The organism is Mesorhizobium sp. M0239 (assembly GCF_040321815.1).
Lineage (GTDB): Bacteria > Pseudomonadota > Alphaproteobacteria > Rhizobiales > Rhizobiaceae > Mesorhizobium.
Map to the genome: position 1 here is coordinate 1 of NZ_JAMYSG010000046.1, position 12,249 is coordinate 12,249.

At 57.7% G+C, this 12,249-nt stretch carries 17 protein-coding genes; 9 read left to right on the plus strand and 8 right to left on the minus strand.

Going from position 1 to position 12,249, the window contains the following annotated elements:
- Positions 1-365: 365 nt before the first annotated feature.
- On the minus strand, positions 366-866 hold the full coding sequence (locus NKI99_RS31200) for a metallophosphoesterase family protein (RefSeq protein WP_352442910.1): 501 nt from the start codon (positions 864-866) through the stop codon (positions 366-368).
- A 39-nt stretch (positions 867-905) separates the two neighbouring features.
- The gene (locus NKI99_RS31205) at positions 906-1,082 is read right to left on the minus strand and encodes a hypothetical protein (protein ID WP_352442909.1); all 177 of its coding nucleotides are present in this window, start codon (positions 1,080-1,082) and stop codon (positions 906-908) included.
- A gap of 564 nt (positions 1,083-1,646) precedes the next feature.
- On the opposite strand from NKI99_RS31205, the gene NKI99_RS31210 reads away from it, so the two are divergent.
- Both NKI99_RS31210 and NKI99_RS31215 read left to right on the plus strand, forming a co-directional pair.
- Positions 1,647-1,955 (plus strand): hypothetical protein, encoded by a 309-nt coding sequence (locus NKI99_RS31210; protein ID WP_023811900.1) that lies wholly within the window; start codon positions 1,647-1,649, stop codon positions 1,953-1,955.
- A 41-nt stretch (positions 1,956-1,996) separates the two neighbouring features.
- Positions 1,997-2,842, plus strand: a complete 846-nt coding sequence (locus NKI99_RS31215; RefSeq protein ID WP_352442908.1) for an SIR2 family NAD-dependent protein deacylase — start codon at positions 1,997-1,999, stop codon at positions 2,840-2,842.
- 249 nt (positions 2,843-3,091) lie between these two features.
- Here NKI99_RS31215 and NKI99_RS31220 read toward each other — a convergent pair whose 3' ends face one another.
- The gene (locus tag NKI99_RS31220) at positions 3,092-3,601 is read right to left on the minus strand and encodes a ferritin-like domain-containing protein (protein ID WP_128305833.1); all 510 of its coding nucleotides are present in this window, start codon (positions 3,599-3,601) and stop codon (positions 3,092-3,094) included.
- 702 nt (positions 3,602-4,303) lie between these two features.
- Between NKI99_RS31220 and NKI99_RS31225 the strand changes: the two genes are divergently transcribed.
- From NKI99_RS31225 to NKI99_RS31240, 4 genes are all read left to right on the plus strand, one after another.
- Positions 4,304-4,549, plus strand: coding sequence for a hypothetical protein (locus NKI99_RS31225; RefSeq protein ID WP_023811904.1), 246 nt, complete (start codon positions 4,304-4,306; stop codon positions 4,547-4,549).
- A gap of 288 nt (positions 4,550-4,837) precedes the next feature.
- Complete coding sequence (locus NKI99_RS31230) at positions 4,838-5,131, plus strand: hypothetical protein (protein WP_352613334.1); 294 nt, start codon at positions 4,838-4,840, stop codon at positions 5,129-5,131.
- 50 nt (positions 5,132-5,181) lie between these two features.
- Complete coding sequence (locus tag NKI99_RS31235) at positions 5,182-5,307, plus strand: hypothetical protein (protein ID WP_023811906.1); 126 nt, start codon at positions 5,182-5,184, stop codon at positions 5,305-5,307.
- Positions 5,308-6,042: 735 nt separating this feature from the next.
- On the plus strand, positions 6,043-6,387 hold the full coding sequence (locus NKI99_RS31240) for a hypothetical protein (RefSeq protein ID WP_352442906.1): 345 nt from the start codon (positions 6,043-6,045) through the stop codon (positions 6,385-6,387).
- Here NKI99_RS31240 and NKI99_RS31245 read toward each other — a convergent pair.
- The gene (locus NKI99_RS31245; RefSeq protein ID WP_352442905.1) at positions 6,334-7,722 is read right to left on the minus strand and encodes a phospholipase D-like domain-containing protein; all 1,389 of its coding nucleotides are present in this window, start codon (positions 7,720-7,722) and stop codon (positions 6,334-6,336) included. The genes NKI99_RS31240 and NKI99_RS31245 overlap by 54 nt on opposite strands.
- Positions 7,667-8,251, minus strand: a complete 585-nt coding sequence (locus NKI99_RS31250) for a low affinity iron permease family protein (RefSeq protein WP_348625594.1) — start codon at positions 8,249-8,251, stop codon at positions 7,667-7,669. Before NKI99_RS31250 ends, NKI99_RS31245 begins: the two co-directional genes overlap by 56 nt.
- 249 nt (positions 8,252-8,500) lie before the next feature.
- Between NKI99_RS31250 and NKI99_RS31255 the strand changes: the two genes are divergently transcribed.
- The 3 genes from NKI99_RS31255 to NKI99_RS31265 all read left to right on the plus strand — a co-directional run bounded on the left by NKI99_RS31255 (position 8,501) and on the right by NKI99_RS31265 (position 10,200).
- Positions 8,501-8,749: a hypothetical protein gene (locus NKI99_RS31255; protein WP_023811909.1), complete on the plus strand. Its 249-nt coding sequence runs from the start codon at positions 8,501-8,503 to the stop codon at positions 8,747-8,749.
- A gap of 111 nt (positions 8,750-8,860) precedes the next feature.
- Positions 8,861-9,145, plus strand: a complete 285-nt coding sequence (locus NKI99_RS31260; protein WP_352613335.1) for a DUF6894 family protein — start codon at positions 8,861-8,863, stop codon at positions 9,143-9,145.
- Entirely contained in the window at positions 9,142-10,200 is a 1,059-nt protein-coding gene (locus NKI99_RS31265; RefSeq protein ID WP_352613337.1) for an NAD(P)/FAD-dependent oxidoreductase, read from the plus strand. Before NKI99_RS31260 ends, NKI99_RS31265 begins: the two co-directional genes overlap by 4 nt.
- 736 nt (positions 10,201-10,936) lie before the next feature.
- On the opposite strand, the gene NKI99_RS31270 is transcribed toward NKI99_RS31265, so the two are convergent.
- Genes NKI99_RS31270 through NKI99_RS31280 form a run of 3 tightly spaced genes read right to left on the minus strand, consistent with a single transcriptional unit; the run spans position 10,937 to position 12,246 of the window.
- The gene (locus tag NKI99_RS31270) at positions 10,937-11,254 is read right to left on the minus strand and encodes a hypothetical protein (protein WP_352613339.1); all 318 of its coding nucleotides are present in this window, start codon (positions 11,252-11,254) and stop codon (positions 10,937-10,939) included.
- Position 11,255: 1 nt separating this feature from the next.
- Positions 11,256-11,492 carry a DUF6894 family protein gene (locus NKI99_RS31275; protein ID WP_127296098.1) on the minus strand — a complete coding sequence of 79 codons (237 nt, stop codon included), beginning with the start codon at positions 11,490-11,492 and terminating at the stop codon, positions 11,256-11,258.
- A gap of 19 nt (positions 11,493-11,511) precedes the next feature.
- Positions 11,512-12,246, minus strand: coding sequence for a Crp/Fnr family transcriptional regulator (locus tag NKI99_RS31280; RefSeq protein WP_352461381.1), 735 nt, complete (start codon positions 12,244-12,246; stop codon positions 11,512-11,514).
- Positions 12,247-12,249 lie beyond the last annotated feature (3 nt).

Below are 12,249 nucleotides of genomic sequence, written 5' to 3' on the forward strand. Positions count from 1 at the left end.
GAACCACGTTCAGAGGGCAGTGGGCTGCCGCTAGAGTCCGCCGGTCGATTGGAGGGAACAGGTTTCTTAAGTGGCTTAGAGAGAGAATGTGGCACTGAGATCGCCAAGGACGGCGATTGAAGCTCGTTTCAAGCGAGGTGGATGAACGATTGGGCGCCAGTGGCGCGCCGCCGGGGTGACGACGGGGGTCGGCGCCTGTCCCAAAGGTTGTGACGGCTGTGCAGACGGGTGGGGCGCTCCTCGGTCCGGTTTATTCGCGGTGCGTTCCAGGCAAGGCTGCAATACCCCAGGGGCAGGATTTCTGGATTCCTGTTTGCGGCTAGCATCACCACGTAAAGACGTCGATCGTTCGACCATCTGCTGCGCTAACCTCGGCGGCGCCGCCTGGCCTGTATGGCAGCAAAAGTGACGGGGCGAAAATCCCAGGCGTCTACGCCGACGTCGTGCTGGCGCGTCATCGGCTTCAGCCGGCCATGAGAATGGCCGTGCAGGTTTATCGATTTCTTGCCGATCTGGTTCCAGGTGCGGAACGGGTAGTGGCAAAGAACCAAGAAACGGCCCTCGACAGTCAGCTCCTTGTAGTGTTGCACGCTAGCCCAAGCCGAAGCGCGGAGCGTTACCACGCCGTCGTTGTTGCCGATGATGAGGTGCTTGGTGCCGTGGAGGCAGGACAGCAGCGAAGACACTGTCTCGGCCGATCCCCTGGCAAAGTCGCCGAGGTGCCAAACCTCGTCGTTTGGAGCAACAGTCTCGTTCCAAAGTTCAGTCAGTGCCTGGTCATGCGCCGCCAATGAACTGAAGGGGCGGGGGTCGAGCCGCAAAATGCGGGGATCGTTGAAATGCGTGTCGGAGGTGAAGAAGATCATGCGCCGCCGCTGGCTGAGACGAGCGCTCGACGAACGCTTCTAAGTTCGCTTGCCGGAGTGCCTTTTGGGTCCATCATCGATCCTGATTTGGGCTTCCCTGAACATCTTGAGTGCCTCTTCCTTGGTGAGGCCGCACTTGCGCGCAAAGTAGAGCGCTTCGATCGCTTTTTCACGATCCGCCGTGGCTTCTGTGTGCTGTTTGGGCTTTTTACCCATCGTTCTCTATCACCTTTGATGCCACCGAACCATCACCGTGCCGGGTTGTTCCCTCCATCGGATCTGCTGACCTGCCGAGCGCGGCAGCCTGATGTCGCCGATAAAACGAGATCCCGAGACCTTAGCAGGCATCAGCTTGGTCGTTTCTATATGGCTCTATATGGCCCATCTGGGAGGCACAGTCGGAGCTCTAAAGTTGCCGAACGCCTTGCAGACGGTTGCTTTTGGCTAGAGCGGGACGCGGCTGGCATCTTCTGCCGAAGGCGGCTCGCGCTCGCGGAGGAACCATGTAACGCGCTTGTTGAATCGTAGTCTGAAGACCAAACCTCGATCACCTCGTGCACCCGACGGTAGTGCCATGGCGATCCGGAACCTCGAGGCATGTGGAGAGTTGTCCAGCAGCCCAGCGGAGATCCAAGCCATGGCGCCACCAGATGCCAATCCCGGCGCCGCCGCGCAGCCAAAACGCTCTGGCAAGCGACAACCCCATCACCGGCACGGCACAAGGCCTCCGGAGCAGGATTATCTATCGACGGGCTTCCAACGATATGAAGGACATGGCCCATGAACGTCGCCAACCTGCAATTGGAAGGTTTGCTCATGGCGGTCGCGGCCGTCAATAACGCCTTGGTCCGCAGAGGCCTTCTCTCGGTCGATGATATCGACACGGCGTTGAAAAACGCCGAAGCCTCGTTCACGGTTGATGAGCGCCTCTTCGAGGATATGTCGCCTGCTAACCGCGACGCAGTGTGTTTCCCTTTGCGTCTTTTGCGGCTGGCTAACACCAAGCAGTTCGAAGCGAGTGTGCCACCGTTTTCCGAGCTGGCCAGGCAGGTGGGGATCACCAAGCAGCCTAACAACGACCAGATGTGAGGGAGGAAGGTCGACCTGCGCGGGTGGCCTCAAAAGACTTGATGAACGATGACCCTGTAGATTCGCTCGCCAACGCAATTCGCCATCGCAGCGCAATTCTGTTTGTTGGGGCAGGGGTGTCGATCAGTGTTGGACTACCCTCCTGGGAGAAGCTGATAGAGCGAATGGCAAAGGAGCTCGGCGTCGACGACGAATTTTCCACGCGACGCGATCGTTTTCAAACCCTGGCCGAGTACTATCGGATCAAGCATGGCAGCATCGGGCCACTTCGCAGTTGGATGGACAGAAACTGGTCCGTCCCCAAGGACCGGATCGAGAAATCCGAGTTGCATCGTCTCATCGTGAGGCTCGACTTCCCTGTCATCTACACAACTAATTATGACCGGAACCTAGAACTGGCTTATGAGATATACGGCCGGGACTACGTGAAAGTGGCCAATGCACGCGATGTAGCGCAGGCCCGCCAAGGCGTTACCCACATCGTCAAGTTCCATGGTGATTTCGACGAGGATTCGTCCCTCGTCCTCACCGAAACGGACTACCTCGATCGCCTCTCCTTCAATTCTCCGCTGGACGTGCGTTTTCGCTCGGATGCACTCGGCAGCACGATCCTCTTCATTGGCTATAGCCTTTCCGACCCAAATATTCGGTTGCTGTTGCACCGTCTCTGGCAGACGTGGCATCGGTCCGGCTATGAGAAAGATCGCCCGCCCTCGTTCATCCTCATGACCAGCCGAAACCCTGTGGAGGAGGCCGTTCTTGGGCGTTGGGGCATTTCGGTCGTCGTCGGCGAAATCGACGAGCCGCAAGCTGCTTTGGTGGACTTCCTCAGCCGGCTGGCGGAGATGGTTGGGGATGGGGAACTGTCGCCAAAAAGTGGGCGATAGCAACATCCGTATGATGGGCAGTTCGGCGGGCTCTCAAGGAGCGGCACATGGCAGAGAATTCCGTCCGGAATTTCAAGTTCAATTGGCGTCAAGGATACTATCGCGGCACGGAGAGCTAATCGGAAAACTTACTCACGCGCTGCCTACTTTGAAGTGCCTTTCACAGCGGTAACGGCTCAACCTCGATGCGCCTTGCGCCGAGCTTCAGCGCAAGGCGCGAGCTTGTTTAGCAATGACGCTACCGGCTGATCAACGCTTGGCGTTCTCACTCTCCGAGTCGGCCCGCGCCAGGAACTGCTCGGTTGTCGCTGGAATATGGCTTTTCAACCAGTCCGCCATTGCGACTTCCTCACGCAGGTTCTCTTCGCAGACCTGGGCGACCTCTGCTTCACCCAGAGATTTGGCAGCGGCGATAAGGATTGTGTAGGAGGCGATTTCCATGTGCTCGAACGTGTAGCTTGCAAGCGATCCTTTCATCACTTCGTCACCGGCGAAGACCCCGCTGAGCGACTGCGCCATCGCCGTCAGCTTGCCGCCGGCATCCTTCAGTGTGGAAGATCCTTGTCCGATGCGGTCGAGACAGGTTTCCAGCCGAGCAGCCTGCTGCCTGGTCTCCTGGACGTGCTGGCGAATCCGTTCGCTGAGCTCAGGATAGTTCTCAATTCGGTTCAACTGCCCATTCAACATGGTCTCGGCCTGCTCTTCCATGGCGTGAGCATCCCTGAGCCATTGGACAAGCCATTCGCGCGATTCTGACATTTCATATCTCCTTCATGGGTCGGCCAGAACTTTCAAAGGGAGATATTGTTCCTCATCGGTTGACTGCGGCCTCGGCCTGTATCACGAGCCTTTTGCTGGTCGGCGCTGGATTCAGGCTCCTGGACCTCGGGCGATGGGCATTGCCGCGGCGCTGGAAACGCATTCTGCAGAATGACCGAAGCTGCTGCCGTCACCGCGTTCGGCGATGGGTATCTCTACGAGTTTCGTGTTGGCTCGTATTCTGCTGCCACGCTGCCATGTGTCAGGCTAAGCTCTGTCTTGCCCGAGCTGGCCGGCATTTACCGTTTGTCTTGCGAAACAGCCCGTTGGCTCAGCGAGGCCCCGGGTTCACCAGCGGAGTTCTTGTTTTCACGAACGAATTGCAATGGAACGTCACGGCGTTTCGCAGGTTGGTAATGGAATTTCGCAACCAAGGAAACGAGCCATGACTTCTTCAGACAATTCTTCAGTTGGCATATCACCCCGTCCCGAAAAATCGGGTGGCAGGAGCCCGCCAAAGCAGGCGACACCTTCACCGGCCGCAGAGAAAACCTCTGGAGCAGGTCCTGCGATGGCCGAGCATTCGAAAGACGCCAAGGCGCCCAAAGGCGGTCGTCAGCCTGGGGCTTATGTCAAGGATTAGACGGCCGAGCTGCGTTGAGTTTCGGCTGGCCGCCATAGTCGAAGCACGAGGAGGTTCTTATGCAGATGATGGAAATTGTCGTCAGCCGAGACCAGGCTCCGGTCGTGGAATTCCGCGGGGAGGGCGGCGAGTGGATTACAGTCACCCTGCAGGCCGGGCATAGTCTTCCCGACGACGAACTCATCGCAAAGGCCAAGGCTATGATGATTCAGGTCGCTCAGTTCGGGATGGACCAGACCAACAGTGCAGCGATGTCTGACCGGTTGTCGGCTGATGAGGTGATACAATCCGGAATGTCGGGATAGAATAGCGGGAAGGCGAACAACGACCGCCGGGGCAGCCTTGCGCAACGGAGCGGGCAATAGTTCCATGCAGACCGATCGAAGATGGGAGCATGCGGATCGACGAGCGCTCGGTGGGCGCAAACTGGCATCCGGCGGCCTTGCTCCGATACGCAGATGGGGATGGCTGGAGCCATTATCGCGATCATCAGCCAAGCCCACCATGAGCATATCCCCTTGCTGATTGGGAAAGTGACGACATTGCGGAACTTCGGATCGCCGCCGCGCTTAATCCGGCGGAGGAGTTATCCGATGAACGCGACCAAAGTGTTTTTTGAAACCTGGCTGCAGGAGAATGTCGGCACTCTTGCTGGCAAAGAGGAAGTGAGCTTCGCCGTGCTTGTCCAGCAATTCGAGCAGGATGCCGAAGCGGCCGGTTATGGTCGCGAGGTGCGTGAGGACGAGCTCGGTAACATTGAAGATGCGATCGAACAAGCGCTAAAGAACGCCCGAACTAGGGTGCATGGTGACGCCGATGGCGAACCCGCCGATGTGGCAGCCCTCATGGATGCGCTGGAGGTCGAAGATGCCAAAAGCGGGCCGTAGGCCTTACCAGATTAGCTCTATTCGTTTGTCGAAGTTGCCGGGGTAGCCCTATGGAGCAGTTTCGCAAGGACATGGCCGCCTTGGCAGAGCCGGCTTTCTGGGTGACGATTGGTTTGCTTCTGGTCCCGTATGCGCTTGGAACGGTGCTGCTCGTTTGGACCTGCGGCTGCCTGTAGTTTGCTACTGACACACCCGTAGCGGTTCAATGGCTCTAACGCCCGAATTCCCTACAATACCGAGCTGATGCGCTTGCGGGGGCCCTGTGCTGCAGCAAAGTCTGAACGATCTCGTCGCGAGAAAAGTTCTCGTCGACACTAGGCTCCTTTGCTCCCGGTAACAATATCGCGTTGACAGCTTTTTGCGAGAGGGGGGAAGGCCGCCGTTCAGTTCAGGCGCCGACGCTATCTGCGCTCTCATAGTTCCAGCTACGGCCCCCAACACCATGCTCCGATCACGCGCCTGAGCATCCGCGCGTGTCCCTACATCGAAAATAGCCCTGCAGCTTGCGAGTTGCCTTGGAACACTTGTGTCATAGGAGAACCAAGATGGCCATCGCACAAGCCGCCAACGACAACCACCAGCCGGGCGAGAAACCGGAACATGCAACCGAAATCTCACTCAAAGCGGCGATAGACCAGTTTAGGGCGGGACGCAGGTGCAAAATGGCACCACGGGCAACGAGAATCGGGGCGAGGCACTGAGATGCCGCGGATCAATGATGACGGTCGCAACGAGAATACCACATCGGCTGCAGCACTCATTGTCGACAAGGAACGTGCTGAGCGCGCCGCCAAGACGGCGCGGTTGAAGGAGGCTCGCCTCGCACAAGCCATCACGCCCGGTCCCAGCCAACGCAAGCCGCGTGTCACCAAAAGGTTCGCAGGATTTTTGTTGCTGGCTAGGAGGTGTCCGTGACTCGCAATCACGACAAGGAAAGATACGACCGCGCCAAACGTATCAGCCAAGAGATGCTGGACGCTGAACGAGCCGAACGCGCCGAGAAGACGGCGCGGCTGAGACAAGCAAGGCTTGCACAGCATCTGGTGGAGTCGTCGCCGGCGCAACCGCAAATTCATCGCAAATCCATTCAGGCTCTCAAAAAGAGAAGCCGTAAAGCGGCGCGGCGTTTAAATTCGACCGAGAACGTCTATCAATACCAATGGCGAGCAATCGCGGGGACTTTGCATCTCCGCACCTCGCCATTAAAGCTGCGAGCGAAGCCTGCTCGCAAAGTAGTCGGTGACCTTTTCGCTTAGCGGACGAGCTTGCCATTCTTCCACACTGACCTGCCTTGATCGTTTCAAGTCCTCGTTGAAAACGTCTATTTGCGTCCGCGCGAATTCCATGCCGTAGACATTCAGAGTGGCCTCATCGTTGAGGCGCAAGGAACGCTCATCCAAATTAGCCGAGCCAAAGCTCACCCAGACATCGTCGACGATCAAAAGCTTCGGATGGTACATTGTGGGTTGAAACTCAAAGATGCGCACACCGGCCTTGAGCAATTCGCCCCAGAAGTAACGTGAACCCTTTCGCACTATAGGCACGTCCGTCAGCCAATTGGGAACGATGACATCGACCGAGACGCCTCGCCTCCTTGCATCAAGAATCTGCTGCAGGGCTATGTCGTCCGGTACGAAGTAGGCCATGCCGATGCGCAGATGATCCTTGGCCGCGGCTATTGCCGCCAACATCATCAACTCCATGTTCTCCGAGCCGTTTGGCTGCGAAGAAAGTATTAGCTGGGCATCGAGCCCACCAGCGGGCGCAACTGCAGGGTAGAACTTCGCGCCCTGCAATGTCTCGCCGGTCGTCTCAAGCCAGTTTTCGGCGAACGCCGCTTGGAATGCGGCCACGGCGGGTCCTTCGATCCGGTAATGCGTGTCGCGCCATTCATTTGAGTTGCGTGCGTTCCCGCGCCAATCATCGGCAATGCCGACCCCGCCAGTGAAAGCGACCCGGCCATCGACGATCAGCAGCTTGCGATGAGTTCGGTTGTTTACACGGTCCAACGTATACCAGCGTAGCGGCCGATAGCGTTCGAACCTCACACCGGCCGTGGTCATGATGTGGATCAAGTCCTCGTCGAAGGGAAGGCTGCCAACCCCGTCGACGTTCACGCGGACTTCGACGCCTTCGCTGGCCTTGGTCGCCAATGCGATCGCGAACTCGTAGCCGATGGCTCCTGACCAATAAATATATGTCTCCATGTCGACGCTGGATCGAGCCGCCCCGATTGCTTGCAGCATTGACGGAAATATTTCGTCCCCGTTGATGAGAGTTTGGACCGCATTGGAACCGAACATCTGCCCTTGCGAATAGCTGCTCATCGTCTTGGAAAATTGGGGATCCGTAGCGTCAAACCGGTGGGGAACGATTGATCGTAAAACGCGCGGCTCTGGAGTGAGATTTATGATCAACACCGTGAGCAGGCTGGCGATAGCGGCAATGGCCAGATAGATGAGCACCTTTCGCCAGAACTCAATGCCGGGGGTCTTCTTGCGGGCGCCTGACGCAACGGAACCGAAAGGCTGCACGTCAATCGCCCCGCTGCTGGCGATGGCGATGTTTCTCGATCTCCTCGGGCTCTTCATCGTCGATCCGCGTGATGTTTGAAGCCGCGTGATCTGACCGCAGAATCTCGTCAAGCTTGGCGTGGATCGCTTGAGTGTCGCGGTGCTCCGCGCGCTGGATGAACAGCGTCATCGCCCAAGTAAACAATGTAGCGGCTCCATGCCAATCCAAGCTCTGTCGCTCGAAAATCATCCAAAGGATTGCATAGGCCAGCAACACCAGGAACGCTGCAGGACGGGAAGTCAATGTGCCGATTGAGGTAAGGGCGCTCGTGACCGGATGATTTGCCATTCCAAAGAACTCGGGGCAGTGCCCCTGGTTCCCGCGGTGCATTATATCGCCCCGCCATGAATCAACAAAAGGTACAGTTGAGCAGCGCGCGCTTTCCAGGTGTCCTGCGTCGGCCTCCACATGCCGTCCGGCATCGAGAACGGTCTCGATTTGGATAGTCTCGCCAAGCGTTCGGTTCAGCAAACGCTCATATCGGCGACGAGGCGATTTGGACAGCCGCTTCGGCACCTGCGGTTGCGCTTGGTAAATTCTCTGCACGTTGTGCCCCATCATCGCGCCGTGAAGAGTTATAGTCGCTGGAGTATAGCGCTTCGCCGTCTACACCTTGCGCGAAGGTTAAGCGATGAATGGGCCGTGGAGCATCTTCACGCATGAACAACGGCCGAGTGCATCATAGTTTAATGACAGCTGGTGGGCTGTCCCGCATAAAGCCGTGGTCAGCGGCTGTGTAACGGGTTTCGCTGCTTGGGAGCGACTGTCCCACTCTCGCCCATTTGGAGGAGCCTGATGCTTAACCGACCCATCCGCGTGAACACAGAAGCTCTCTACCCCAGTGACCTGAACATCCTTCGCGCGGCATTTGACGCGCTGTGCCAGGAATTTGCTATTTTGCCTGACACGGCGGCGGCCTATGCCGTCGCAAGAGAGCTGATCAGGCTGTTCCAAACAGGAATGACGGAAGCGGCCACGCTGATGATTGCCGTGCGCGCACGTTGGCGGGACGATTGGGAGATGGGACGCAGCAACGCTGCCTGACGTTGGATGGTCATGCGAACACCACCCGCTGCATCCTTTTCGACACCGCCGCGTTGACCGTCAAACCTGCCAGAAATGGCCGATCCGCTGGCACACCGACTGGAGCAACCGATGCCGAAATTTCGCTTCGAGTTTATCGAAGGCATGTCGCAGCCTGCAATCTTCGCCGATATGGCTGATCGAGATGAGGCTGTCAGGGAGGCGAAGCGCGTTGCCAAAGAGGCCATGCTCGACGGAATTGTCGACGGCGTGGACCCGACCAGTTGGGTGACGAAGGTTTACGATGAGGCAGGCTATCTCGTCGCCACTCTCGGATTCCAGGATCTGGTCGCCGCGCCCAAGGATACGGAAGAGTTCAAGGAAACAGAGGAGCCTGGCGTCTTACGGTCGGGTTGAAGTCTGGTGTCTACGCTGTTGCCATCGAGCCAGATGTCCCGAAGACCGCCCTTGGAACATCGTACGAGCCAAATCGTTGGCCGGTGATGCGCCGAACCATGCACGATAGCCACGTCAGTCGACCGGCCGCCGAGACCGAAGATGTCCTGATCGTCGGAGGCGGGCCGGCAGGACTCACCGCCGCTCAATATCTTGCCCGTTTTCGCCATCGCGTGCTGGTGATCGATGCCGGCGATCCTCGTGCCGCTTTGATTCCAACGAGCCATAACTGTCCTGGCTTTCCCGAAGGGATAAGTGGAGCCGATATTCTGGATCGCCTTCGACGTCACGCCACCTTGTATGGAGCCACTCTGGTTGGAGGGCAGGTCTATTCCCTCGCCCCTGCCCATGGGGGGTTCGTCACTGAGACCTCGATTGGCGCAATCCGGACACGCAAGGTGTTTTTGGCGACAGGGATCACCGACACGACACCCGTCATTCCGCGTCTACGCGAGGCAATTGCCGCAGGTGTCGTTCGACTCTGCCCGGTATGCGATGGGTATGAGGCGATCGACCAGAAGATTGCGGTCGTCGGGCACGACGTGAGAGCCTTGAAAGAAGCCATTTTCCTCAGTCGGTTTACACCGCTCATAACGATGCTTGGGAGCGACGCATCCGACTTTTCGCCCAGCACTCGTCGTGCGGCGAGGGCAAGAGGCATAGTCGTCGGTGACGCTCTCGACACGCTCTGCCCGGCAGCAGACGGCTGCGAGGCGATTTTGAAAGATGGGACGTCAGACCGCTTCGATGCCATTTATCTGGCACTGGGATGCAAGGTTCGTTCTCAACTCGCCGAGGCCGTTGGCGCAAGATGTTGTAAAGACGGCTATGTCACAGTCGACGAGCATCAGCAGAGTTCCATCCACGGCATGTACGCCATCGGTGACGTTGTCAAAGCGTTGAACCAGATAGCCGTCGCTTTTGGACAGGCTGCCATTGCCGCGTCGCATGCCCATAGAGAGCTGGAGAGCGCCGAGCGGACTGGATTTGCAGATCAGCCTTCTCAACGAACATGAAACCACGCGGCTGATCGAGATGTCGGCCGCTTGACGGCGCGTCGGAACGTCTCGACCCCGGCCGACAAGAAGTTGCCGCGCCCTGCAATCGCAGCAGATGATCCCGCCAATAGTTACAGCCGCGGAACATTCACTGCGGCACGAGGTTTGGCTGCAGGCCTACAATCCTCCCTCATTGTCTGGGCCTTGAGGCTGCCGAAGCAGCTTCGGCCCGTCTCGGCTTTGTCCGGGGCGGGCTTTCCATCTAAGAAAACACGTGGAACATTCTTTCTCGTCCAGCGTTAGCGCGCGCCGGACGACCTGTTCTGCGATCTCTTGCTGGCCGGCATCAGAGGTTGCAACCACAGCTTCAGCCCGCCTCGGCCCCTCTCGAGACGGGCGGCGCGCGGAGTTGAGATGCGATGCATAGAGACGCCTTCACGCCATCAGAACTTGCCCTACTCAGTCGCGTATTCGCACGCAGCAAAATCAAAAACGAAACCGCAACCGAGAGGGAACGCCGGGCATCACGTATTCTGGCCTACTACCAGGCGGGGATCACGGACGAGGATGAGCTAGAACAGCTTTCTCGCCAACCGCTGGGAAGGTGACGATTAGTCTTCCTTCTTCAGAGCTTCCGCCTCGTCTTTGAGCTTCGGCCAATCGGCGCCGTGCTTGCGAAGCAGCGTTCGGGCCTGCTTGGGGTCAATGTCCGTGAGCTCGACCAGATGTTCGACCTCAAGTTCCTGGCCTTTCGCTACCCGGCTTGCTTCGTTCGCTTTTCGTTGCACTTCGACACCCACTGCTGAGACAACATGAACGAGCGCCGAAAGTGCGCGTTCCAGAACTTCATCAAAAAATACGCGACACCGATTAAAATCAGTCGGGTTGGGCCAAGTATCGGACGGGCCATGGCCTTCTGCTGTGCCTTGCCGATTTCTTCCCTGCGGGGAACCGAAGCTTGCCTGTAGGTCGCAAATGCGGCGACATCTTCGTGCGACTGTCCGATCACGCGGCGTTCGGGTTTATGTGCCGTCGCTCGGCAGCCTTCTGACGCAGCAAGTCCGGTGCGCACGTCACCTCATCAACTTGATCTGAAGCGAGATGCTCAGCCTCAGAATCCTGTCGCCGTTTTCGTTCCGCACTTCAACAAACACTTGCTGCCCGTCCACCTCAGTGAGTGCATCTCTCGTAAGGTCGATAAGACCCTCGAAGCCCACGCGGCGCACCTCCTCCAAACCGGCACATTCGATGCCGATTTGGTCCTCGAAGACCAGATCGTGATCGCCACTATCAAAGAAAAATCGTGCCATGCGAGAGCTTCCGTCACCACTAAACTGCAGGGTTCCTTTGGTGCAGGTAGGTCGTGTCGAAATCACCTGCATGAGTGAGGCCAAGCCAATCCAGAACATGCACTCTTGATCCTGTGGTGGCGATGAGGCCTCTACGTCGAAGTTCCTGAAGCATTCGGTTGACGTGGACTGTGGACAAGCCCAATGCATCGCCAAGGGCTGCCTGGGTAATGGGAAGATCCGCGACGTGATCCTGGATGCGTCCAACCGAGCGCAAGCGAAAAATCAATTCGCACAATATGTGCGCCATGCGCGTGTATGCCTCGCGTCTTCCCACATTAGTGACCCATTCCCTGTAAATAGCTGCATCGATCAGGGTCGACCGCCAAAAAGCCGTCGCGATTCGAGGATGCTGTTCGCAAACGGCGCGAAGAGCGTCATGTCGTATGAAGCCCAGTCTAGCTGCTGTGAGGGTCGTAAAATTGCAATCCATGACCGACAGATGCAGTCCGTGCAGATCCGGAATATCCCCAGCCACAAAGAAGGATGTAATCTGCCGTTTGCCGTCGCCGGTAAGTTTGGTGGAACCGAGCAGGCCATCCAAAACGACAAACGAACTGACAGGACGGTCCCCCTCACGCACTAGGTCGTAGTTGGGCAAAAAATCCTTCTCCTGGATCGGGATGCTCTTCAAAACGTCGATGTCGGTCTGTCGAACATCCGAGATTCTCAGGAGTTTGCGGATAAGTACATCCGAGGATGAGGTGGGAGACAAATT